The 20,169-nt window shown below is 43.2% G+C and carries 34 protein-coding genes and 1 riboswitch; of the genes, 4 read left to right on the top strand and 30 right to left on the bottom strand.

Features of this window, described 5'->3' with window-relative positions; genetic code table 11:
* Positions 1–125: 125 nt before the first annotated feature.
* From AC58P5_RS18385 to AC58P5_RS18345, 9 genes are all read right to left on the bottom strand, one after another.
* The gene (locus tag AC58P5_RS18385) at positions 126–1,220 is read right to left on the bottom strand and encodes a DUF1835 domain-containing protein (RefSeq protein WP_497388991.1); all 1,095 of its coding nucleotides are present in this window, start codon (positions 1,218–1,220) and stop codon (positions 126–128) included.
* Between the two features lie 211 nt (positions 1,221–1,431).
* Positions 1,432–2,430 (bottom strand): DMT family transporter, encoded by a 999-nt coding sequence (locus tag AC58P5_RS18380; protein ID WP_497388989.1) that lies wholly within the window; start codon positions 2,428–2,430, stop codon positions 1,432–1,434.
* 125 nt (positions 2,431–2,555) lie between these two features.
* Positions 2,556–2,701, bottom strand: a riboswitch (FMN riboswitch).
* A 260-nt stretch (positions 2,702–2,961) separates the two neighbouring features.
* Positions 2,962–3,168, bottom strand: a complete 207-nt coding sequence (locus tag AC58P5_RS18375; RefSeq protein ID WP_497388987.1) for a helix-turn-helix domain-containing protein — start codon at positions 3,166–3,168, stop codon at positions 2,962–2,964.
* The gene (locus AC58P5_RS18370) at positions 3,149–3,637 is read right to left on the bottom strand and encodes an ArpU family phage packaging/lysis transcriptional regulator (RefSeq protein ID WP_497388985.1); all 489 of its coding nucleotides are present in this window, start codon (positions 3,635–3,637) and stop codon (positions 3,149–3,151) included. The genes AC58P5_RS18375 and AC58P5_RS18370 overlap by 20 nt, the downstream gene beginning before the upstream one ends.
* 290 nt (positions 3,638–3,927) lie before the next feature.
* Positions 3,928–4,101, bottom strand: coding sequence for a hypothetical protein (locus tag AC58P5_RS18365; RefSeq protein ID WP_497388983.1), 174 nt, complete (start codon positions 4,099–4,101; stop codon positions 3,928–3,930).
* Between the two features lie 338 nt (positions 4,102–4,439).
* A complete protein-coding gene (locus AC58P5_RS18360) occupies positions 4,440–4,700 on the bottom strand; it encodes a hypothetical protein (RefSeq protein ID WP_497388981.1) in 261 nt (86 codons plus the stop codon).
* A 32-nt stretch (positions 4,701–4,732) separates the two neighbouring features.
* Positions 4,733–4,954 (bottom strand): hypothetical protein, encoded by a 222-nt coding sequence (locus AC58P5_RS18355; protein WP_497388979.1) that lies wholly within the window; start codon positions 4,952–4,954, stop codon positions 4,733–4,735.
* 241 nt (positions 4,955–5,195) lie between these two features.
* Positions 5,196–5,429 (bottom strand): hypothetical protein, encoded by a 234-nt coding sequence (locus AC58P5_RS18350; protein WP_497384807.1) that lies wholly within the window; start codon positions 5,427–5,429, stop codon positions 5,196–5,198.
* An 18-nt stretch (positions 5,430–5,447) separates the two neighbouring features.
* On the bottom strand, positions 5,448–5,612 hold the full coding sequence (locus AC58P5_RS18345) for a hypothetical protein (RefSeq protein WP_497388977.1): 165 nt from the start codon (positions 5,610–5,612) through the stop codon (positions 5,448–5,450).
* An 86-nt stretch (positions 5,613–5,698) separates the two neighbouring features.
* Here AC58P5_RS18345 and AC58P5_RS18340 point away from each other — a divergent pair, with 86 nt between their 5' ends.
* Complete coding sequence (locus AC58P5_RS18340; protein WP_497388975.1) at positions 5,699–6,283, top strand: hypothetical protein; 585 nt, start codon at positions 5,699–5,701, stop codon at positions 6,281–6,283.
* Positions 6,284–6,311: 28 nt separating this feature from the next.
* Here AC58P5_RS18340 and AC58P5_RS18335 read toward each other — a convergent pair whose 3' ends face one another.
* From AC58P5_RS18335 to AC58P5_RS18290, 10 genes are all read right to left on the bottom strand, one after another.
* A complete protein-coding gene (locus tag AC58P5_RS18335; protein WP_497388973.1) occupies positions 6,312–6,908 on the bottom strand; it encodes a hypothetical protein in 597 nt (198 codons plus the stop codon).
* Entirely contained in the window at positions 6,908–7,432 is a 525-nt protein-coding gene (locus AC58P5_RS18330) for a RuvC family protein (RefSeq protein WP_497388971.1), read from the bottom strand. The genes AC58P5_RS18335 and AC58P5_RS18330 overlap by 1 nt, the downstream gene beginning before the upstream one ends.
* Before the next feature lie 198 nt (positions 7,433–7,630).
* A complete protein-coding gene (locus tag AC58P5_RS18325) occupies positions 7,631–7,906 on the bottom strand; it encodes a hypothetical protein (RefSeq protein ID WP_497388969.1) in 276 nt (91 codons plus the stop codon).
* A gap of 46 nt (positions 7,907–7,952) precedes the next feature.
* A complete protein-coding gene (locus AC58P5_RS18320) occupies positions 7,953–8,123 on the bottom strand; it encodes a hypothetical protein (protein WP_497388967.1) in 171 nt (56 codons plus the stop codon).
* Positions 8,101–9,468 carry a replicative DNA helicase gene (locus AC58P5_RS18315; protein ID WP_497388965.1) on the bottom strand — a complete coding sequence of 456 codons (1,368 nt, stop codon included), beginning with the start codon at positions 9,466–9,468 and terminating at the stop codon, positions 8,101–8,103. Before AC58P5_RS18315 ends, AC58P5_RS18320 begins: the two co-directional genes overlap by 23 nt.
* Positions 9,437–10,036 carry an LvrA C-terminal domain-related protein gene (locus AC58P5_RS18310; protein ID WP_497388963.1) on the bottom strand — a complete coding sequence of 200 codons (600 nt, stop codon included), beginning with the start codon at positions 10,034–10,036 and terminating at the stop codon, positions 9,437–9,439. The genes AC58P5_RS18315 and AC58P5_RS18310 overlap by 32 nt, the downstream gene beginning before the upstream one ends.
* 346 nt (positions 10,037–10,382) lie before the next feature.
* Positions 10,383–11,264, bottom strand: coding sequence for a recombinase RecT (locus AC58P5_RS18305; RefSeq protein ID WP_497388961.1), 882 nt, complete (start codon positions 11,262–11,264; stop codon positions 10,383–10,385).
* Positions 11,257–12,141: a YqaJ viral recombinase family nuclease gene (locus AC58P5_RS18300; protein ID WP_497388959.1), complete on the bottom strand. Its 885-nt coding sequence runs from the start codon at positions 12,139–12,141 to the stop codon at positions 11,257–11,259. The genes AC58P5_RS18305 and AC58P5_RS18300 overlap by 8 nt, the downstream gene beginning before the upstream one ends.
* Before the next feature lie 363 nt (positions 12,142–12,504).
* On the bottom strand, positions 12,505–12,753 hold the full coding sequence (locus AC58P5_RS18295) for a hypothetical protein (RefSeq protein WP_497388957.1): 249 nt from the start codon (positions 12,751–12,753) through the stop codon (positions 12,505–12,507).
* A gap of 167 nt (positions 12,754–12,920) precedes the next feature.
* Positions 12,921–13,154: a helix-turn-helix transcriptional regulator gene (locus AC58P5_RS18290; RefSeq protein WP_497388955.1), complete on the bottom strand. Its 234-nt coding sequence runs from the start codon at positions 13,152–13,154 to the stop codon at positions 12,921–12,923.
* A gap of 107 nt (positions 13,155–13,261) precedes the next feature.
* On the opposite strand from AC58P5_RS18290, the gene AC58P5_RS18285 reads away from it, so the two are divergent.
* Complete coding sequence (locus AC58P5_RS18285) at positions 13,262–13,672, top strand: helix-turn-helix domain-containing protein (RefSeq protein WP_497388953.1); 411 nt, start codon at positions 13,262–13,264, stop codon at positions 13,670–13,672.
* A 124-nt stretch (positions 13,673–13,796) separates the two neighbouring features.
* On the opposite strand, the gene AC58P5_RS18280 is transcribed toward AC58P5_RS18285, so the two are convergent.
* Positions 13,797–14,057 (bottom strand): helix-turn-helix transcriptional regulator, encoded by a 261-nt coding sequence (locus AC58P5_RS18280; protein ID WP_497388951.1) that lies wholly within the window; start codon positions 14,055–14,057, stop codon positions 13,797–13,799.
* An 85-nt stretch (positions 14,058–14,142) separates the two neighbouring features.
* Here AC58P5_RS18280 and AC58P5_RS18275 point away from each other — a divergent pair, with 85 nt between their 5' ends.
* Positions 14,143–14,469 (top strand): hypothetical protein, encoded by a 327-nt coding sequence (locus AC58P5_RS18275; protein ID WP_497388949.1) that lies wholly within the window; start codon positions 14,143–14,145, stop codon positions 14,467–14,469.
* Between the two features lie 142 nt (positions 14,470–14,611).
* Here AC58P5_RS18275 and AC58P5_RS18270 read toward each other — a convergent pair whose 3' ends face one another.
* From AC58P5_RS18270 to AC58P5_RS18240, 7 genes are all read right to left on the bottom strand, one after another.
* Complete coding sequence (locus AC58P5_RS18270; protein WP_497388947.1) at positions 14,612–15,571, bottom strand: DUF2971 domain-containing protein; 960 nt, start codon at positions 15,569–15,571, stop codon at positions 14,612–14,614.
* Positions 15,572–15,818: 247 nt separating this feature from the next.
* Positions 15,819–15,950 carry a putative holin-like toxin gene (locus tag AC58P5_RS18265; RefSeq protein WP_497388945.1) on the bottom strand — a complete coding sequence of 44 codons (132 nt, stop codon included), beginning with the start codon at positions 15,948–15,950 and terminating at the stop codon, positions 15,819–15,821.
* A 96-nt stretch (positions 15,951–16,046) separates the two neighbouring features.
* Positions 16,047–16,379, bottom strand: a complete 333-nt coding sequence (locus tag AC58P5_RS18260; RefSeq protein WP_497388943.1) for a YolD-like family protein — start codon at positions 16,377–16,379, stop codon at positions 16,047–16,049.
* A gap of 13 nt (positions 16,380–16,392) precedes the next feature.
* Complete coding sequence (locus tag AC58P5_RS18255) at positions 16,393–16,647, bottom strand: hypothetical protein (RefSeq protein ID WP_497388941.1); 255 nt, start codon at positions 16,645–16,647, stop codon at positions 16,393–16,395.
* A 111-nt stretch (positions 16,648–16,758) separates the two neighbouring features.
* Complete coding sequence (locus AC58P5_RS18250; RefSeq protein ID WP_497388939.1) at positions 16,759–16,881, bottom strand: cyclic lactone autoinducer peptide; 123 nt, start codon at positions 16,879–16,881, stop codon at positions 16,759–16,761.
* A gap of 20 nt (positions 16,882–16,901) precedes the next feature.
* The gene (locus AC58P5_RS18245; protein WP_497388937.1) at positions 16,902–17,435 is read right to left on the bottom strand and encodes an accessory gene regulator B family protein; all 534 of its coding nucleotides are present in this window, start codon (positions 17,433–17,435) and stop codon (positions 16,902–16,904) included.
* Between the two features lie 3 nt (positions 17,436–17,438).
* Positions 17,439–18,107 carry a hypothetical protein gene (locus AC58P5_RS18240; protein ID WP_497388935.1) on the bottom strand — a complete coding sequence of 223 codons (669 nt, stop codon included), beginning with the start codon at positions 18,105–18,107 and terminating at the stop codon, positions 17,439–17,441.
* Between the two features lie 330 nt (positions 18,108–18,437).
* On the opposite strand from AC58P5_RS18240, the gene AC58P5_RS18235 reads away from it, so the two are divergent.
* Positions 18,438–19,142 carry a CPBP family intramembrane glutamic endopeptidase gene (locus AC58P5_RS18235; protein ID WP_497388933.1) on the top strand — a complete coding sequence of 235 codons (705 nt, stop codon included), beginning with the start codon at positions 18,438–18,440 and terminating at the stop codon, positions 19,140–19,142.
* 23 nt (positions 19,143–19,165) lie between these two features.
* On the opposite strand, the gene AC58P5_RS18230 is transcribed toward AC58P5_RS18235, so the two are convergent.
* From AC58P5_RS18230 to AC58P5_RS18220, 3 genes are all read right to left on the bottom strand, one after another.
* Positions 19,166–19,429, bottom strand: coding sequence for a DUF7667 family protein (locus tag AC58P5_RS18230; protein WP_497389121.1), 264 nt, complete (start codon positions 19,427–19,429; stop codon positions 19,166–19,168).
* Positions 19,426–19,596 carry a hypothetical protein gene (locus tag AC58P5_RS18225; RefSeq protein WP_497388931.1) on the bottom strand — a complete coding sequence of 57 codons (171 nt, stop codon included), beginning with the start codon at positions 19,594–19,596 and terminating at the stop codon, positions 19,426–19,428. Before AC58P5_RS18225 ends, AC58P5_RS18230 begins: the two co-directional genes overlap by 4 nt.
* Positions 19,597–19,670: 74 nt before the next feature.
* Entirely contained in the window at positions 19,671–19,901 is a 231-nt protein-coding gene (locus tag AC58P5_RS18220) for a helix-turn-helix transcriptional regulator (RefSeq protein WP_497388929.1), read from the bottom strand.
* Positions 19,902–20,169: the final 268 nt, after the last annotated feature.

Genomic DNA, 20,169 nt, shown 5'->3' with positions numbered 1-20,169 from the left:
AGCTTGCTCCCCGCTTTTCGCTACACGCCGCCCGCTTCGTTTCTATGCATGAAAAGCGCTTGAAATCATTAGGGTCATAGAGCGGTTTCGATTAGGTTCATGCAGGACGGCTTAGGGCGGGGAAGTTATGTCCTCTTCCCTTCTTGCGGTGCCCAGTCCGTTATTCCGAATCGTGGCGATTCAGCCACCGTCACTTTGTAAGATTGCATGGCAGCCGGCACACCCTTGAACCTCAGCCGTCCATCGCTAATCAATGTCCACAGCCGGTATTCGATGAACTCCATCATAACGGCGCCGCCCCAGCTCTCCAGCGCTTCCATAATCACCCGGCTGGCCGGAACGAATTCATCTTCAACATCGCTTCCATCGCGCTGAAATTGTCCGACTAGTTCTAGGAGAGCATCGTCGTAACTGTCCTCCGCAGCCTGCACAATTTTCCCATCCGACCATATATGAAGCTTCGCATCGGAAGCCGACAGTTCTTCCCACTCCTTGATATAAGCTTGCCTTGCCTGCTCAGACAAAGGCTGCTTCCTCTCTTCATGCAGCCCTACGATTTCTTCAATCGCTTCCATAGAAAGAAAGCCGAATGCATGAGAATGCGGAGCCGGATCGAAACGGAAGGCTATCCCTTCATAAAGCTGCGAAATATGGCCGATATAGACGTTATTTGGAGCATCACGTAGGGCAGACAGCACAAGACGCATCCCGATCTGCTCATGGGCGTGATAGCCGGTCCAGATCGTAATGTCCTTACCGGCGGGTATGCCGCGCACAGTCTCCAGTATGGGTTCTAAACCGTGCCTGATCCCGGTAAACTGGGCGTACCCATACCCCTTGAAACGTTCGGACATCCATTGCAAGCGGAACTTACGCCCCTCTTCCGTCTCCAGCTCCCGGATCGGCCCTTCGGAAAAACAATCGCTGAATGCGAGGATCTCGCTTTCTTTCCTCCGTCCCAGATTGCTAAGCGCACACTTCAAAGCTCCCGCATTGGACAGTCCCATCACAATGTGAACATGGCCGGTTTTCCCTTCCGTTTCCGCCCGCTTTTGGGCCAAGTGTCCGTTCCATATCTCTAAAATCCGTTTATGAAGGGCATGTTCTTTCTCCAGCAGTTCGTCGTATTGTTGTGCTTGTTTCAGCATTTGCAGCAGCAGGCCCTTGGCTTCATTGGGATGCAGGGCGTAAATCTCGTCAAGTATATCCGGACGCTTCAATTTCGGTCCACCTCAATTTATCTGAATTATGTAAAATAATGGTATTCCACTTGTTTAGCATAGCATTCTTCCGGAAAATCGGCTATACTCCCCTGCACCTGCCCTGTGGTTCACTAACCTCCAAATCCTTCGCTCCCTACAAGGTGGAGTTCCGCTTTCGGTAAAAATGAAAAAAGACCGCCTATAAGGCAGTCTTTGTGACGCTTTGCAATTAAACGGTCGAAGCGTCGAGCTTCTCGTTGGCGCCGGACGCGGCGGCTTTACTTTCCGGGGTGCGACCCATAAACCACAGCGTGGACCAGATCAGAAGGAAGCCGACCAGTTGTCCGATTGTCAGGGCCTGATCGAATACGAGCCAGTTGATCAGGACACCTACGGCCGGGAAGGACAGTTCCGCGATCGTCGCGAGAAACGCCTTGGTCGAGGACAAACCTTTATAGTAGAGCAGCATGCTGATCAGCCCCGGAAAAAACGCCTGGAACAGCATGTTCACAATGATAAGCGTCCATTCACCCGTTCCTTTGTGAAGCTGCCAGGCATCCCCGCTCGCCATGAGAACGATAAACAGCAGCGGGATAGCCAGTAAAAAACGGAGCGAAGTTACGATCGGGAAATCGAGATTTTTTTGCAGCAAATATTTGCCCATGACCGTGGATCCGCCCCAGAGAATAGCGGCCAGAATCGATAGCAGACAGCTCATGGTGCCCAGATCTTTGAGGCCCAGCGACGGGGATTGAAATCCGAATGTCAGCAAATACGTGCCCGCAAGTGCAAAAAAGATGTATTTAAAAAATCGGGCGGGAAGAGCTTCTTTTAGCAGTACGCGTGCCAAAGTAATGGCGAATAAGGGCTGAAGCTTTTGTAAAAGCAGCACGGCATTCGCGCTTCCATGAGCAAACGCCGACGTGAACAAAATCGTGGCGATTGCCGATCCGCCCCACGAAATGAACAGCAGCGCGCCGATGACAGCCAGCGTCAGCTTTCCGGTCAGTTGTTCGCGGTACCGGATCAGGACCGGAAGCGCGTAGCAGGCGAGCAGCAGGTGTTCGATGAACACGATCTGCGCCGATGTTAGGCTTTTCAACAGCAGGATACGAAAAAGCGGATCGAGACCCCACAACGTGGCGCCCAGCGCGACATACCAGATGCCGTTGATCCCTTTACCCTTTGTTAAAGCGGACTTTCCGTTAAGACCTAAAGCATTTTCCAATTCAAAAACCCCCTGTGGAATGTTTTGAATTGAACCTTCCGAAAAGAGACGATGCCCCCGCTGGAAATTCAACGGGGGCATCGACAAACAGACTTCATTAAAATAAAAATTTTAATGAAGCTGCTTTTCACCTTCTCCCATCCGGACTTTACCGTCGGCCTTGGAGTCGCACCAAGTCAGTCCCGGCCGTAACAGCCGGGAGTCGCGGGCTTAGGGTACTTGCGTACCCATCACCGCCGGTTGGGACTTTCACCCTACCCCGAAGGTTCAATATTCAATTTCGTATGTCCTTTTGGTGACCTTTGATAGTCGTTTCGGTACTGAAACCCTTGATATTACTGGATTTTTTGGACTTTCCTGCATTAGCAAGTATCACTTGGAATCCTATGATTTCCTCAAGTTTCCTACCAAAATCCTACCAAAACCCTAAAATTCCTACCGAAATCCTACCAAAATCCTACCAAAATCGTACGCAAAAATGATTAACTGTAATTGGAATGTTAACACTATAAAACAAAAAAAGCAAGGGTTTTATGCCCTGCTTTCATTGTCTTCTAACCAATTGAAAACTGCATCTCTTGACGCTTTTATGATCCCTCTTTTTCCTACTCGTCTTACTGCAAAAGGCGGATTTTTTAAAAACTCATATCCGGCCCTTCTACCCAATCTCAATATTTTAATGATCTGTTCTCCATTTAAAACTAAGGGTAAATCTTCTTTATTGTTTACTGTTTTCATGTATACTCCTCCGCCATACTTCTTTTTTTACCGCTAATCCAAGCAACATCGCTAAAGCGTAAAAGGCTCTCCATCGTATTTCTCCGTATTTTGGATGGCTGATCGGTGGATCAAACCTATGGTTGTATACTGTTTGGTCGGTGATGTATTCACTTTCGTTACTCAGGTACCTTTCCTCTACAAGGAATCTTTCTAACCGTGGCAGACGCTTCACAGCCCGTTCAATGCGCTCACAGTATCTTCTCCTATGTTCCGGTTCGTCTACGTTATAAATCGCTATGTTCGCGGTCTGATCGCTTGTAACGTTTGTGGGGCCATGAAAGCGTTCTGTATAGCCAGCAGTAATTGATGCTTCCCTTTCTTCAAATGAAAGAAATTTATAAATCCTGTACTTTTCGAAAGCATCCTCAACCGCGGCCTTCGTAAGCTTCCTATCAAGCTCCGGCAGTTCGAAGCTAATTTGTTCCAATCTAACCGCCTCCGTTCAAGGCATCTTAAGTAACTATCGGAGCCCTTTTTGGGCTTTTTTTAGTACAAGCGTCACAAGTCAATCAACCCTCCTATATTGTACCTTCGAAAAGATAAAAATTAGGAGAGGAGTTGATAGTCTTGATGCACAAACTTGAAATAATCATCATTATTTTAGATCTGCTTGTGTCTATTCTAGGTCTTGTAGAGGTTATATCTCGATTTTTTGTTTAACTAATGGTTAATCATCAATGGGGAGGGGTTTCCTCCCCTAGTTGATGTTTAACCTGCTCATTTACCAATTTCAAGCGCGATACTTAGGGCTGAAATACTTCCGTCTTCTTCTTCCACCTTATCTATGCCAGAAATGAACACGTCCTCCGGTTGTACCCTCATGCCCGTTTTGGAAAAGATGTCAACGCAGAGAGCATATTTCACTTCTTCTAAACTCATAACGATCATCATATATAAACCCTCCCTTAGTTGATGTTTAGACTGCGTTTTTGCTTGCTTCACGCATCATATCGCCTACACAGCTGCATTCGTATCCGTCAGGATCATGCGGAAGTTTGTCCCAGAATTGTTTTGCTTCGTCCGTGCAATACCACCGCTGAAATTCCCCCTCATACACCCCTGTGAACTTCCAACATGCCGAGCCGATAGGTATTGATTCGCCAGTCACCTCGCATTTGTGCTGTTTTCGCGTTTTACTTATACGCTGCCAATCATTCCATGCAGTGTCCATTGTGTCCCTCCCATGTATTTCTGTTTTTGACCTGTCCGTTAGACTGCCGAGCAATCATTTACTGCTTTCCAACACCGCCACAATCACTACATACACCGTCATACCCGCCATATAGTGCCGACGAGAAACCTGATCCTCCGCAGGTTCTGCAGTCATCCTCGACAAATTCTAAAAATTCCTCTGGAGTCATCGCACGCACTCCTTTTCCCGCACAGTCATTACAGCGATATTGAGAGTGGATCGAGTATGGCACCTGTTTTCTTTCATTACAGTCAATGCAGACAATTTCAACGCATTTTGGAAGCAATTCCTCTTTCATGTCCTGTCCTCCCATGTATTTCTGTGTTAAAACTAACCGTGATAACCCGTAAACTTTCTGGCTGCTTCCAGGTCTTCTTCCGTAGGCGCATCGGCACTGTCCCAAAGCTCCGCCTCTAACATGGTAACGATAAATTCTTTCTGCATTTTAATAGGCATTTGTTTAAGCACGTTTTTGATTTCTGTAACCATTTCGGAGTAGTCACAAAATTGGAATATTCTAAGTAAAACTTCCGATATCTCTTCTTTTTTCACGTGGTATAAACCCTCCCATGTATTTCTGTGTTATTGAGTGACTTTGCCGAATCCGCTGACTAGAAACTTTGTCTCCGTTATTGGTTCGATTTTAGTTATCTTGGAAATGACAATGAACTTGTTTTGAAAAGTAACCACCAAGCCTACCTCCATCATTCTCGGGTATTCAATAACTACGCTAAACCCTTCTTTGTTAGCCACCAATCTACACCGTCCTTTATTTAGATGCCCTATAGGGGGATTAATCTGTGGTTCCTTTAGCCCAGCTTGCAAAGGACTTCAGCGATAAAATGTACACGCCGCCCTTGTTTGGTCCGGCTAGCTGCTCATATCTGATACCATCGGGTCTCATTAGTCTGCTAAATGGTTTATGCCAGCCGACACCAATATCCAACACCTTTCGCTCGCTATAGGACCGCGGCCCCGTTTTTCCGTTGTGGTAGGTCTTGCCGGGCATGATTTCATGTGGTGACATTGGCTTCCTCCACTTTCTCTAGATAATCAATCCGATAAACGCGCTTATGAACCAGGTTAATTTGGGATTATCCTTCGTATACCAGTCTACTTGTGCCCGAATCCCACTCTTCGCAATATTCCGTACAACTCCACGAACCAAATACTTATCCTTCTTGTGCTTTACAACGTCTCCCGGCTTCATCGTTTATCCCTCCAAAATTCTTATTAAGAAACGATCCAGTCTAGCCGATATAAATGGGATAATCATACAGATAAGGGGAAATGTTTTTGAATAGTACAAATATGATTGCTCTTTCGTCTCTTGTATTAATTGCTTTGGTAATAGTAGGTTTAGAAATTTCTTTTTACATTAATTTCAAGAAAAAATTATTAAGTTCGTTTAAACATCTAAATGTAGTTGATGTAATGTATGAAGAACATCGTCGAATTGAATCTTTATATAACTCATACAAGAAGATACCCAAGGCTAAATTTAAAATTGTTATGATGAGCATTAAGTCAGAGGAAAATTCAACCAACTATCTTAGTGTTATCATTGATCTTTTGGTAAAATTGATTTTTACGACAATCTTAGCAGCACTTAGTGCGTCAATAGCTGTATCTAGCACTAGCTTAAATGCCTTAAATGCTAATAAAGAGTACATCCAGAGCAATACAATCTCTTGGAGTAAAACTGTAGGAGAGATTTTAGAAGGATTGAAGTTAGGAATTGAAACTTATTTCTTTTTTTACTTGGTTGCCGCTTTAATTTTTATAGCAGCTTCAATTGATATCATTTTTACGTATAAGAAACAAAGACTACTAAAAATGCATCTAACAGTGATTGATCAAATTGAAAAAGAGTACAAATAGCTATCTTTAAGGCCCCGAAGGGCCGCATTTAAAAAGGAAGCTCTTCATCCGAAACCGTAGCTACTGGCTCAATTGCCTTGGCTACGGCGTTTTTGTGAGCTCTCAGCTTGCTATGCAGCGTGATTGCCGCTAAACCCAGACTCTTAGCGATATCGTCCATTTTCTCCCCGCGGTATTTGCGGCGTAGGACGGCATAGAAATTAATCTCATTGCCTTCTATCGCTGGAGCCTCGCCCAGAGCAATAAGCTTTTCTATCGGGTCAATATCGTCCGGCAGGATGGTAATTGTGGCTTCAATTGGGTCCGTTTCAGGCTGCTCTGCCTCTGATTCATCAGTCTCGACCGGCACATCATCTATGCTCAACTGCTCCGAATCAACCTCAGCCGTCCCGTCACTGTTGACCGTATATTCGATGCCTTCATGATCGTCTTCGTCTTCTGCGAAGTCGTCAATGTCAGTCTGAGCAGAATAAAGATCTACAAACCCGATACCTTGCTTTTTCAACTTGTAGAGAGTTAAAATCTGCTCATCCGATAAGTCGCCGCGCACAGTATGTTTGATAACTTGCTCATCCTTCTTGTTAGTATTGAGATCGGTAAAATTAATTTTCACAGTCGTTTTCATTAGGAATTCGCTCCTTCGGAATTTAAAATGGTATTAATAACATCGCGCCGATATTTCGGTAACAACTGCGATCCGGCTGGATTCTGCAAATGATAAGATATTTTTGCTAAAACAAAGGCATCGCGGACGTTATCGCTGCTATGTTGGAAACCCCATGATTTATAAATGGGAATAATTAAGTTATCTTTGCTGTCATTACCTTTACCGCTTGCGAACTTTTTTAGCTGGCCGGGAGAGACTTCAACATACTTCAGACCACGTCTGAATAATGCAGCTCGGATTAACCAACCTATTCCGTACTGTTGGCCTACAAACTTACCCTTAGATCCGTGGGAAAATCCCTCTATGCAAACCCGGTCATTCTGTCTTAGGTGCTCCATAACCTCATCTACAAGGAAAACCATACGTTTCGGGTCTTCCTTTCCAATGCCCGTTAACTCCTTGGTTCTCTGGACTTCTACTCCATCTGAACCTAGGGCAACAAAGCCGGTCATTGTGCTTGGGTCAATCCCCACGTAACGCATGGCCGCGCCTCCCCCAGATCGTTCTACTGAAAATACTTCTATATATAGGCCGTTTCTCATCAATGGATGTGCTTTTATAATTCGCCGACCGATAAAACTCCTCTGCTTCTCTTTGAAGCTTCTTCCGGCAGAGATCGCACACCGGAGCTTGAGCAAATCTCCGACCGCCCAATCTCAAGCAGTCAGGAACCGAACATTTCATAGCGCTTCTCTCCTATCACAGTATTGTTTAAGCCCCAAGGCTTTCGCTTGATAACTGACCATCTGAACTGTAGTACCAAGCCTTTCAGCAATTTCATCGGGGAACATTCGCGGATAAAGTCTGACCAAGTCCGTTACCATCAAAGGCGACCATCTTCGTCGCTGTAGCTCTCTTGCTGCTGCATATCGAGTTTGCAAGTCGTTGTCTGGATCTAGCGCAACGATAAGCAACTGTTCCTTCGTGGCCTCTTTAATGGCATTTTCAGTAACCATTTATTACCCTCCGACACTTTTAATAACATAAGGATTAAAAAAATATTCACTTGCTCAGACGGTAGCTCCTTGCCTCTTCGTACCAATCGTCGTACTTGGCAAGTAAAGGCGCTTTTTCATCCTCACTCATAAGAGGGTCTTCAAGCTCCTTCGCTTTGTTGACAAGCCATACACAGGTCTTTTCGTATTGATCGTTATTTTCGATTTTTTTTGCCACCTAGCACACCATCCCCGGATGCTCGCTCCAGTTCCTTGTATCGCTGATACCACCACTCAAACTTGTAGCGGAATCGGTTCTCCCCAACGTTTCGGCCCTTAGCAAAATAAGAGCGGACCACCTTACAGTTATCTTCTAAGTCGCCGCGCTTGTGCCAAAGGAACTCAACCACATCCGCATCTTGCTCGATGCTCCCTGATTCTTTAAGATCAGAAAGCTTCGGCTCTTCCCCGTTGTCGCTCTCCCGAGTCATCTGTGAAAGCATCACAAAACAGAAATTGTACTGTCGGGCCAGCGTCTTGGCGGTCGCTGTTACCTTGCCGATTGCCCGCGCGCGGTTCTCACTCTTACGATCAGGGATGTTGAGAATCTGGAGATAGTCCACAAACACCGCAGCTATTTTGCCGTATTTCTTTTTAAATCGCCGGACCGTTGCCCTTATCTCGTCAATCGTCACACCCGGTTTATCCTGAACAAAGATCGGGAGAGCGTCCAGTTTATCAAGCGCCGCATCTATCTTGCGGTGTTCCTCTTCGGTCAGTTCTTCCTTCTTCTGAGTCAGCCTGACATAATTGACGCCTGCGATGTTTGATACCCAGCGGTCCTTTAGCTCGTTCTCGCCCATTTCGAGAGAGAACACTAGGACCACACCGCCGTCAGGATTGTGCTTCGCGACTCCATACGCAAGCTGCAAAGCTTTAGCTGTCTTTCCCACACTAGGCCGACCAGCTAAGATATAAAGCCATCCGCGGTGAAGCTGCGCCCATTCGTCATACTGCTGGAACCCTGTCCGCAACCGTTCAGCTACGCTCGATAGGTGCTTCTTATATGCCTGCCGACTCTCTGACATACTCCGCATTTCCCCGGAATCTTTAGGACGGATATCAGCAACTAATTCCTCGACAGCAGAGAACATTTCTTCTTCTGTCTCGTAATCCCCACCGTCAGCTTCGTCACGGATCTGATCTGCTAAGCTTCGGATTCTTTTGCGGTTACCGTACTGCCGGACAATCTTGGCGTATGATTCAACGGCTGCCTTGGATGATGATGGACAACCGCTTGTGAGTTGGGATAAGTAACTGACCCCGCCCAAATCATCAAACTGCTTTTTACGATTTGCATCCCGCGTATAAATCTCCGTAACCGTCATGATGTCCACGGGTTTATCTAATCCATCCAAGTAGAGCATGACTTTCCATAGCAGCTCATGACTAGCCTGAAAGTCGCGAGGCTCTAAGAATCTAATCTCGTCAATACACTCGTTGTTCAGTAGAACAGCTCCGAGAACCGCCTGTTCGGCCATCATGTCGCTGTTAAGGGTTGTGAATGAATTTGTCTGGGTCATTGCCCTCCCTCACCCATTCTTCAAATGCTATTTGTTCCAGTGAAACGTCTGCCGTCCCAGCTTCCTCTGGCAAATAATCTTTCCAGCGCTCTTGTCGCAAAAATGTTGCCGGTAACTTGATATACTGCTTATCGCGCTTGGATCGTTTACAATCTTCGGCGTAATGCTTGGCTGCTGTAATCACATCATCAATTGATGTTGACTTAAGTGCGGTCCAAGCTTTTTCAGCATCTTTCTGCGCCGCTTTCTTAGGGTATAAGTTCCAAAACTCTTCGAATCGTATTAGTTTCTTTTCATTCTTATCATTCTTTTCATTCTTGTTAGTTGTTAGTTCTTTGTTAGTACTTTGTTGACTGTCTGTTAATGACTTTGTTGATTCATCTTCAATACCTTGATAAAAGCCCCAGTTTACAACGGTTATAAGCCGATTCCGCATTGTTGATTCATTTGTTAAAAATTCATGTTTTTCTAATTTCAACAAAGCAGTTCGAACACTCTGAATTGACACATCAGAAGCACAATTTTCCTGTAAATGATCTAAGGAAGTTATGAATTGTCCTGGCTTCACTGAGTAGATTTCTCCCCGGAATTCCCAGTGGTTTGACTCGTGATTCGCCAGAAGCAAAACGGTCCACATAACGTCCCGTTGCTTGCTGTTAAGCTGCTTATACATTGAACTGCGCAAAACTTTCCGGTGCAGTTTTATCCAACCTTGCAAGGGTCCTCACCTTCTTGAGAATGTTCACGGAATTCCTCCTTACACGACCAATCTACTAAAATGCGTGATTTTGTTTACTTTCTTTGTCTCCCGGCAATAGCGGCAACGTTCGCACCGTCCTTGACTGCGCCTTTCAACTTCTTTACGGACTTTATCTGTAATCCGTGTAAGATCGCCACGCTTTGGCTTAATCCGTCTATGCTTTGGTTTCGGAGCCGGATTCAGCCGGAACATCGCCTTCACCATCCTCTAACACGGTGTAATCCGTCACATCGACAATTTCGGACATGTCATCACTAACTTCTCTTTTGATAGTGCCGTCTTGAGCAATCATTTGTTGAAGTGCAGAACTCTTAGGAAGCTTCTTATCACTTAACGCAATCAATACTGTTTTTAGTGCCATGCTATCAAAATCATCTTTCCAAGGGCCGTATAGTTCTCCGCTCTTTTTATCTTTAGATTTTGTGAATTTATGTGCATGTTTTAAAATTTCTTTCTTTGACATCACCGTACAGACAAAGCCACCATCTCTGGTTACAGCATAAGCATAGTAGGCATAAGGCTCACCACGTTCACCATCAATAAGAGGGATATGCTTAAATGTCCCGTCTTTCCCTTTTTCGTAGACTATTTTGTCTCCTTCACAAATCATGTCGCAATCAATTTCAGAAACTATCCCCGATTGCCATACCAATTTCACCAATCCTCTGTAGCCAATTTGAAATTGAGCTTCATCCACCCAAACTTCCTTCCCATCAACAATTCTTTTATTTGATCTTGGAATAAGATGAGCTTCCTTTGTTGGGGTATTAGGCTCTAGTCCTAGCTGAGCAGACTGCATTAACGCGGCTATAATGCTCATAGCATCACATTTCATCAGCTTTGGGTTTGTCTTTACAATCGTTAAAGCTATGCGAACAAATCTTTCATGACCGATGTGTTCTGGTAAAGCACGCTTGAACCCGTTTTCCATCGACTTAATAAGATCAAAAACGGTCTTTGACTTTTCTGCAGGAGGGTTATTTACCTTAGTGGCAAGCTGCTTAGAAATATCACTTTGATCGACTTGTTTACTCATTCGCGCTACCTCCGATTACCTTGAATGTCCTGCCTCTCGCGGTAGTCTTCCAAGTAAAAGCGAGCTCACCTTGCCAATAAGCTTTTTCCGCGTCGCCCATCATAGCCTTAAGGCGGTTCTTTGCGGTTTCCTCTTGTTCTAAAACATTGGTTTTAATTCGTCGCGCTTCATATAGCTGCTGCATAATTGGGTAAGCTGATTCGTCTAGCTCGATAGTTGTGGGTTTCGATATAGGGTACATTTCGTTTAATCGTGAGGTATCTTGGTGAGAAAAATCTGGGGGAGTTTTCGTTAAAATCTTATTATTCCAGAAGTCATGCTCTATTGTGATGAGGTTTTCGATGAGGCTCTCGTCACGCTCCACTACACACCAGTGAAAATCCCATCCACCGATCAGGACGGCTAGGAACCATCTTTCCGCCCCCGTAACGGCCATATAGTGATTACATTGCAGGATATATTCAGTTGGAGCCTGTAAGCCTGACCAGTCGTCGCGGCTGTATTCTGAGGTGTTTTTACATTCAAGCCCAGCATTCAAACCAGGAATCCAACGGTCGATGTTTGCAAGCATGAAATCATGATTAGGATGTTGGAATATGCAGTTTTGCCGCCAGACCTTGTAACCAGTCTTTTCAGCGAACCAATCGGCAATAAGCGGTTCAAGCTTTCTCCCGGCCTCCATTTTTGCGTTATCTGCGATTGGGCCTATCTCGCCCGTTTTGTCCAAATAAACTTCCATCGGGGATCTATACCGGCTCATATTGCAAATAGGCGCTACGTCCGAACCGCCAATGCCTTTACGCCTCCAAGTTAGCCAGTCATCATGAGTCATATTAACTGTACTAACCAGGCGTTTAGCTAACACCACACCCACCATCCAATCAGGGCAACCCATCCGTAAATAGACAACACCCAAAGCATTCCGATAAATGGCCCGAATTCAGTTTCTTCGTTCATAGGTCACTGCTTCCCACAGTCACTAATTCAGCAATCCCTTTTGCTAAGCACCGATCAGAACACCATAGGGCCCCAGTTATTGTCCACGCCTTTTCGCCGTATCCAATAGTCTCATCGCACTCTTGGCAGTGATAAGGAGACTCAGGAGCGTCTTGCGGATCTCGACGGCCTACTCCAAAACGATCAAGGTTAGGCATTTAACTCAGCCTCCAATTCATATATTTCATTTCTTAGCCACTCTACTCCGGCTGGCAGAATGTCAGCATTTAGCAAGCGGTACAGTTCAATCAAACGCCTGTGGATTTCGAACGACTGATTTAATTGCCTCAGACTCGTCACTGTTATTTCTCCTTTCCGAATAGCAGCGGATCAATTCGAGAACGATGAGTAAGAAAAATTGTCGGTCGTCAGGATGAATGTGGCGAAGGTTACGAGATAAATCTATAAGGTCTAAGTTTTTATCCTCCGGCAGCATCCAGGCGATCACATATCCGAGCGAGTGCCGAATGTCTTCGATAATTTGTTGACTCATTTATTCACCTTCAATCGTAATAAATAGTTACGATAATGTTCATTTCATTCACCTCGAAGGCACAACAATATAAACCTAGCAGAAATACTACTAAATTACACTTGCGTAACCAATGGTTACGGTATATAATCAAATTGTTATCACACATAACGTACCATCGCAACTAATTACTTACATAACTTAATCAGTTTAAACATTGGATGATTTGGGAATACATCTTGAACGGGCTTTTTGAAGATTTCAGAAGCTTTTTGCATAATTTCCGGGCTAGTTCCCTTTCGACCACTTTCAATGTTTCTGACAGTGGTCTCGGTAACCCCAAGTTTTTCGGCAAGCTCTTTTTGAGTTAAGTCAAGCGAGGTTCGATACAAACGGAATGGATTTTCAAGATCGGTGTGCATTTTCAGCTTCACCTCCTCTCGCTGGGGTATGAGTGAATCATAGCACGTCACTTTTGGTTACGCAACCGTAATTTTCCATTACATCAAAATTTAGGAGTTGAGTCCTAGTGTACTCATTTGCAAAGCGTTTCGCCCAATTACGCGAAAAGCGGGGTTGGACACAAGATGAACTGGCCGAAAAGTTAGGTGTATCGCGGGTCAGTATTTCTAAATATGAAACAGATGGACCCAAAGGAGCTACGCCAAAATACGACACTCTTGTTAAAGCGGCAGACCTATTCAACGTAACTACTGATTACCTTTTAGGAAGAAGTGATTCACCGTATCGAGAAGAAAATTCAATCGAAGGTTTATCTGATGAAGAGCAGACAATGTACAAAAAGTTCATGTCTGAGACTGAAGAGTTATTCCGTGCGAAGGGTGTAACTGAAGAAAAGTTAAGACATGTCATGAGTTACATGAGATACACATTCCTGTCTGATCTAGAATATGAAAAAAAAGGAAGAAATTCTAAATAACGTGTGATATATTATTCTCATAAGCTATTTACATTGTGTTACAGATTTGTAATATTTATGAGGCTTGCTTTAGAGATGCTACTTTGTAAGCTATTTGGCTGACAGACTCCCCGGAAGAAAACCCTTAATCGGGATTCTTCTTAGGTGGTAGCCGCCTTTGACGAACAGAGGTATTGACTTGGATCAGCTCATACAGTCTTTCAGGTTCTACTTCTAGTGTATGTGCTACAGAAAATAATGTCGCCACATTCATTTTCTGTATACCTGCACACCATTTGTTAACCTGTTGTCGAGTTACCCCAAGTTTTTCGGCTAACTCCTGTTGAGTCCATCCCAGTTCTTTTAATAACTCCGGCAAAAGGCAGCGTCCGATGATATATTTCATCCGGAGCGCTCCATACAAAGTAATATTTTCCTCTCTATCGTAACAAAAATAATATAAGAATCAAAGCTTGGGGGAGTGTGTATTTATGTCAATCGAATCAGTTTTTGAGGAAATCTCAGTTAACTGTCCCTATAAAGCTGCACGTCATTTAGGGATAAGGATTAGCGGACCCGAGGATATGGGATGTGTGGCTGGAGCTTACATTGAGACCTTGCCGGGTATGTACCACATTATGCTTAATGCTAAGATGGATTTAGAAACGCAAGAGCGGGCTTGCTACGAGATGGTCATACGCCACATTTCCCACAAGGGAATGCCATTCGCTTTGAATGAAGAGGAACTAAGCACAGCAATTAAGATCAGACACCGCTCAATTTTCAAACTTTTTCGTCCAGTAGAAGATCAAGCATAATCTTCTTGACAAGAACAGCACATTTGGTATAATTTAACTAATCCGAAAGCATCGGTAAGAAAAGGCCATGGGAAAACATCCCTGGCCTTTTTTGATTTTCATTTTATTCACTTCAAGGAGAAAGAAGTCAAAATAAATTTTATTATAATATTTGTTCGGGATATAGTTTAAATTCATTTCTTTTCATAACCATTTGAAACACGTTAATTTGTTTTCCTCGAGCAATTTCTAAAATTTCTTCTCTATGCTTTGAATTTATTTTTGTTCCCAAATAAATTGCTTTAATGGGAGCAAATGAGGAATTAAAGCCGTCTTTTTCATAAGATCCATAAGGTATTATGATACGCCATTCTTTTTCATATGACCATTCCGTTGACTTATTCATTGCAGCATACTTAAATACATGACCATTAAACTTCTCTTGTTCTTGAAAAGAATATAGCAGGTATTTAGAGATATCAACAACTTGATTCGAATATATAACAGGTACTATAGAAAGTGGCCTTTCTAATACTGTTTGTCTAAAGTCATACTCTAAGCAGAACCCTTGATGATTGTGTGTATAATGACTCCACATTAAAATAGAATCGTTAATTTCACTAAAGCAACTTAAAAAGTTCCATTCTTGAGTGCTTTCTATGTAACTGGTTAAATAGTCACTTCCTTCTCTTTTCAATATTTCAACAACTATTTGAACAAATTTTTGGATTTCGTCAGGATTATTTGATAAATCATGATCAAAACTAAGCGCGAATTCCAGTACTTTCTCATACTCGAGATTATATAATTTTTTTAATTCTTCTTCTGGTAATTCTGGTTGATATGTTTTTAACATTATATCAATTGTCGATGCAACAATTCTCTTTTCTATAAGATTTGAGAAATCAAATGTCAATGAACAATCATAAGGATCATTTAAAGCACTTGATTTATTAAACCATATGGTATCATTTTTTAGATTTGTTATCGCGTAATCACTGTAAGCTCTATATTTATATAGTGATGAAGGAACATTTTTACTCAAAAGGGCACAAGCCTCGTCGTATTTCACTTCACGTCCATCTACGGGAAACAACTTTTCTACAAGCTCATCTATCCACATATTCTAACCCCCGTCTTAAATGTGAAATATGTAACGTTGAACTGAGTATAGAAAATAACATTCAAATATACAATAGGTATTAACAATACCTTTTTTCATGTGTTAGAATAGGGAGTGTAAGTAAAGTAAAGATAACTTTACTGCTGCTTTGCTAATGCCAAAGAAAGTACTGGTAAAAGAAAGTATCGGCAAAAGAAAAGAAACCAAAGATGCGTCACCATCAATGGTTCCTTCTTTACGGCTAGCTTCATTTTACGAAGATCAGGACTACTTCCTTTTGGGGGATTGGGTCCTTTTCTTTTTGCCCAGACGTATTTACCAGTGCAATAATCATAACTGCAAAAGTAATCATAAGCATTAAAGCGTCTTTAACCTCCACCGTTCTCACCTCCTCCCATTTGAGAAGGCTAACGGTTTCCGTGAGCCGTATGTCGATTATAACACGTTATTTCACAAATTTTGAATAGCTAACTTATTATGTACTAATTTTTATAATATCCCCCATCTTAATCCATTCCCAGTCATCCTCATAATCCAAACGTATTTGCTTAAGCTGTTGGTCGAGCTTTGTAATGATTCCAGTCTTTTCGACATTTTTGAACGGCTCGAACAAAACTAGCGTAATCTGCTGCTGCTCCGTATAGGAGTATGCCATAGATCGCGTAATGAGCTCCCATTCCTGCTCATCAAGCACTGGCTTGGTTCGCTTGTTAAGGTCTTTCAGTTGCCGCCGAATCGCCTCCTTGTGTTCCGGCAGCATCATTCTGCTGGACTCATACAAACCATTGCCTTCGAGTTTCTTTCCCATCCTGTTCCACCCTCTACTCCGTCCAAGGACTTATGTATGTTTTCGTTTCTTCTTGCTTTTCCCGTGGCCACGGTTCAATGATCTTTACCTCTGATAGCCTGTCACCAATGATATAGCCCTTTTCCCGAAGACCTGCTAAAGCCAGTTTAAGACTCTCTTGATTGCTCCCGGACTTCGTTTCCAACTCTGTCAGATCAGGCATTCTTCCGTGGTTATTTGCAAAATTGTAGAGGATGCGTAAAACCTTTCGTTCGATATCTGGTAACATTAATTTCCCTCCCTCAAATAAGAACATTTGTTCTTAATTATAATCCCTTTTGGGCAAGAGTAAACAAAAAAATCCCCGCCATTTTCAGGCAGGGACTCTTTATAAAAAATATTATTTGAATAGTTCTTCTGGAGCTTCTGCCCGGTGGCAGATCCATGAGCAGTTAGTGAGGACCAACTTTTTTGCTACAACAGTAAAAAATTTGTTTGCTGCGGATGCTACGGCTTGTTTCATGAGTACATTTCTCCTTTTAGCTAAAATTTATACCCATCAAGAACCTTTTGGAAGATTCCGAGAGTCGTGAGAGATTGAAGCAAAAAAACTTTTGCGAGAACATCCGAGTGAAAGAGGAAGTTTGACAAAACAATCCCGACCGCAATGATCTTAAGCACGGGATAGTACTTGGCCGGCAGTTTGCTTCTCTTCACGTTATTAGGGGCTGTGAATGCAAGTATAGTAGCCGCTAAGAGAACGAACCACCAATCCCATCCGATCGGAGTAAGAACAGCCAGAAGAACAAGCGCAGCCGATATAATATTGCATGCTGTAGCTGATTTAAGATGAAAGCCCCCACTAAAATACCGAAGAGCAGGAAATGCCATAGAAGCTATAAGGCCATCTATAAAATGGCCGGTTACGCTGCATATAAAGGTAACGATCAGAAAGAACACAAGGAAATTTAGAACGGCAGCTATCGCATATTTCAAAACCGCGACTGAAGAAGAATCTTTGGCGTTATTATGTATAGTCTCAGCAAAATGTATTGCTATTTTATCGACGACATCCATAGGCTATTCCTTCCCAAACCTGTCTTTGAGAACCTTAGCATTCTGACGATAGGCAATCAGTAAAATTATCACGATCACCGCAAATACAGAGATTAAGATAACACCTTGGAAGTCATAAAAAGGCTTAATGGTAAACTGGAGGATTAATATTCCGATAACCAACACAAGGGCCCAAATGAAATTGTTTTTGTTAATGGGTTGCTTACCGCTAAACCTTCTAACCACGAAGGAAAAGCCCGTTTTGGTTCTCACCAGACCGGTAGCTACGACAAGGAATAGAACTGATACAACAAGATGAATTCCAACAAAGTGAACTAAGTCGTTCCGCATCAAGTCTATTGTTGTGAGCTTTAACTTCATTGCTGCTGAGGACGCAAGTCCATCTGCAAGGGATGAGGTAATCAGACCAGTTGACGCTACGATGAATGAATAGAGCAATGGATATTTACGTAGTACCATTAAGCTCAGGATGAATACTAGTAAAATGATCAAGAAAAATATTGGTGTTTCGATAATGTCTTTGCAGTAATACAACGTTGATCCGACCACAAGGCCAATGATTGCGATTTGCTTGTCATTGTTTCGGACCGGGATCTTGAATATTGAGAAGGTAAGAATTACAAGCGTGGAGAAATAAATGACTGTGACTATTAATTCAACAAGAGTCCTCATTCTGAACTATCCTCGCTTCTTCGCGATTTTCTTTTTTCTTTGTAGGCTATAATATCGGATTGTAACCAGACAGGCCTGGTACCAATGTATGTTATGGGGTCTGGAAACCCTTTTGTTTTACGTGTATTTGGTACATTATATCGAGTAATCCCTAATATTTCAGCGACCTCCTTGGTGCCGCACAATGGCGGTATCTTAGGTCGTTTATTGCTCATCTACACCACCCATTCCATAAATTTCTATCTGACTGTAGTATAATACTTTGTATTAGATATATCTACTAGATTTTGTAATACATTGTATTAATTTCTCGCAAAGAAAGGAATTTGAATGCAACTCTTTCATTTCATTATTGCTGTCTATATTTGCGTAGTTATACCAGTGAGCGGATATTTCGAACAGCGTAGATTGAAGCTTGCAAATTCTGGAGCATCAAAAGAGCAGGCCTACTTTGTACTGCACGGAGTTTACTGGATAGCTGCTCTCCCTGCTGTTATAACAGATCCTTCTGTATTTTGGGTCCGGCACTCGCTAGAGTTAGGCTGGCTTTGGCACACTTTACTCGCCGTGGCACTTGCCTATTTGATCGTTGTCAATGTGGCTCCCCTTATTTTAATCAGGCATAATAACGAGCTTAAGGCAGAGGCACTTCGGAGTTATCAAAAGAGGCAACATACTTTCCCGACTACCAATCGGCAGCAACGCTTATTTGTATGGGTTTCGATCACGGTTGGAATAACCGAAGAGGTTTTGTATCGAGGATTTCTATACAACTACGGGATTGAGCTATGGGGGTTATCCGTACTTGCCAGCGCGGGTATCGTGGCTGTAATATTTGGTATCGTTCACTTTGCACAGGGGCCATCCGGCATAATATCATCATTTATATTTGGCGCGGTTATGACTTGGCTGTACTTTTTAACAGGCAGCCTGCTGCTTCCAATCATCTTGCACATACTCTACGATTTAAAGATCGTTGCTGTTCAGAGGGCATTAAAAGAGCCCATATCCACGAATGGGCCGGGCTCTGTCTGAATATAATAAAGTGTGGTAGTTCCTTAGTCGGTGCCCTTGTGGCCCGGCTTTTTCTTTGTCTCGGGGTACTGCAACGTTTCGATATCAAGGCAAATTTCGTGCTGCCAGTCGATGTCATTGGTCATGGACGCCAACAAGGAACAATTCTCCAGGTAGGCATTCTTGAAGCAAAGTCGGACGTTGACGCTTAAGCATTGGTTCATCTCCGCAAGCTCCGGCTCCGTGAGTGGCCGTTTTAAATTGACCTGCCACAGCTCCGCGAGGCGTTGATGCACAGGATGGATCATGCCCACAGCATCCACCATCCTTCCGCGGCCAAAATGCCCAGTATGATCACGAACCAATGCCCTAAGGTTTCTCCAGCACTTGGCCCCTTCATAAGCTCTCTTGACGCTCTGACGCTGCTTATACTGCCGCCGCTGTACTGGATGCGGTAAACTGTTTCTTTCTGCACTGAAACCATCTCCTTTGCTCTGATGGTTTAGTGTATGCATGGTATACCGTGATGATGCACCTTTTACCGTGCAATTATTTGATCCAGATATCTTCAACTGTCCATTTTAAATCCATTTGCCTTTCAATAGCCCAACGGTTAAGTGTATCTCTAATGTCATACGCCATTTCAAGGTTTGGCGAATATTCATTTTTTGCGAGACTTGATATCGTATTTCTGCTTACGCCAATAGCCTCGGCAAGATTGCCCATAGTTGGTGGTTTTGGACCGAGCCGCGCCAGTATGGATTTAATATGACAGATCACGTACAAGCACCTCCATGACCATTATATTCGTCAGACGGGCGTGTCGATTCCTTCGACGAATTATAGGAGGTTTTGCCGTTAAGAGGTATAGAATGTTAGTCCGTTTATAAAATTCAATAAGAACAAGATGACCGAAACGACCATTTCCTGTAAAATTTTTATCATTTTGTATCATTTAACTTGATAGTAGATACGCAGATGATATTCTTAATTTATAATGTCAGCTAATTGGCTGACGAAGTCACAAATTACATATAAAGGACTGATT

This window comes from Paenibacillus sp. JT31N7, assembly GCF_059692095.1.
This window is presented reverse-complemented; position numbering and strand designations above follow the sequence as displayed.

What these genes read in the sequence shown, in the direction of transcription:
- AC58P5_RS18235 (WP_497388933.1), top strand. Translation starts at nt 18,438, where the DNA reads ATGCAACTCTTTCATTTCATTATTGCTGTCTATATTTGCGTAGTTATA.
- AC58P5_RS18335 (WP_497388973.1), bottom strand. Translation starts at nt 6,908, where the DNA reads ATGAAAACGACTGTGAAAATTAATTTTACCGATCTCAATACTAACAAG.
- AC58P5_RS18350 (WP_497384807.1), bottom strand. Translation starts at nt 5,429, where the DNA reads ATGTCACCACATGAAATCATGCCCGGCAAGACCTACCACAACGGAAAA.
- AC58P5_RS18325 (WP_497388969.1), bottom strand. Translation starts at nt 7,906, where the DNA reads ATGGTTACTGAAAATGCCATTAAAGAGGCCACGAAGGAACAGTTGCTT.
- AC58P5_RS18360 (WP_497388981.1), bottom strand. Translation starts at nt 4,700, where the DNA reads ATGAAAGAGGAATTGCTTCCAAAATGCGTTGAAATTGTCTGCATTGAC.
- AC58P5_RS18345 (WP_497388977.1), bottom strand. Translation starts at nt 5,612, where the DNA reads ATGAAGCCGGGAGACGTTGTAAAGCACAAGAAGGATAAGTATTTGGTT.
- AC58P5_RS18230 (WP_497389121.1), bottom strand. Translation starts at nt 19,429, where the DNA reads ATGATCCATCCTGTGCATCAACGCCTCGCGGAGCTGTGGCAGGTCAAT.
- AC58P5_RS18275 (WP_497388949.1), top strand. Translation starts at nt 14,143, where the DNA reads ATGTCAATCGAATCAGTTTTTGAGGAAATCTCAGTTAACTGTCCCTAT.
- AC58P5_RS18305 (WP_497388961.1), bottom strand. Translation starts at nt 11,264, where the DNA reads ATGAGTAAACAAGTCGATCAAAGTGATATTTCTAAGCAGCTTGCCACT.
- AC58P5_RS18365 (WP_497388983.1), bottom strand. Translation starts at nt 4,101, where the DNA reads ATGATGATCGTTATGAGTTTAGAAGAAGTGAAATATGCTCTCTGCGTT.
- AC58P5_RS18255 (WP_497388941.1), bottom strand. Translation starts at nt 16,647, where the DNA reads ATGTTACCAGATATCGAACGAAAGGTTTTACGCATCCTCTACAATTTT.
- AC58P5_RS18280 (WP_497388951.1), bottom strand. Translation starts at nt 14,057, where the DNA reads ATGAAATATATCATCGGACGCTGCCTTTTGCCGGAGTTATTAAAAGAA.
- AC58P5_RS18300 (WP_497388959.1), bottom strand. Translation starts at nt 12,141, where the DNA reads ATGGTGGGTGTGGTGTTAGCTAAACGCCTGGTTAGTACAGTTAATATG.
- AC58P5_RS18315 (WP_497388965.1), bottom strand. Translation starts at nt 9,468, where the DNA reads ATGACCCAGACAAATTCATTCACAACCCTTAACAGCGACATGATGGCC.
- AC58P5_RS18290 (WP_497388955.1), bottom strand. Translation starts at nt 13,154, where the DNA reads ATGCACACCGATCTTGAAAATCCATTCCGTTTGTATCGAACCTCGCTT.
- AC58P5_RS18375 (WP_497388987.1), bottom strand. Translation starts at nt 3,168, where the DNA reads ATGAAAACAGTAAACAATAAAGAAGATTTACCCTTAGTTTTAAATGGA.
- AC58P5_RS18250 (WP_497388939.1), bottom strand. Translation starts at nt 16,881, where the DNA reads ATGAAACAAGCCGTAGCATCCGCAGCAAACAAATTTTTTACTGTTGTA.
- AC58P5_RS18330 (WP_497388971.1), bottom strand. Translation starts at nt 7,432, where the DNA reads ATGCGTTACGTGGGGATTGACCCAAGCACAATGACCGGCTTTGTTGCC.
- AC58P5_RS18260 (WP_497388943.1), bottom strand. Translation starts at nt 16,379, where the DNA reads ATGGGAAAGAAACTCGAAGGCAATGGTTTGTATGAGTCCAGCAGAATG.
- AC58P5_RS18270 (WP_497388947.1), bottom strand. Translation starts at nt 15,571, where the DNA reads ATGTGGATAGATGAGCTTGTAGAAAAGTTGTTTCCCGTAGATGGACGT.
- AC58P5_RS18295 (WP_497388957.1), bottom strand. Translation starts at nt 12,753, where the DNA reads ATGAGTCAACAAATTATCGAAGACATTCGGCACTCGCTCGGATATGTG.
- AC58P5_RS18245 (WP_497388937.1), bottom strand. Translation starts at nt 17,435, where the DNA reads ATGGATGTCGTCGATAAAATAGCAATACATTTTGCTGAGACTATACAT.
- AC58P5_RS18240 (WP_497388935.1), bottom strand. Translation starts at nt 18,107, where the DNA reads ATGAGGACTCTTGTTGAATTAATAGTCACAGTCATTTATTTCTCCACG.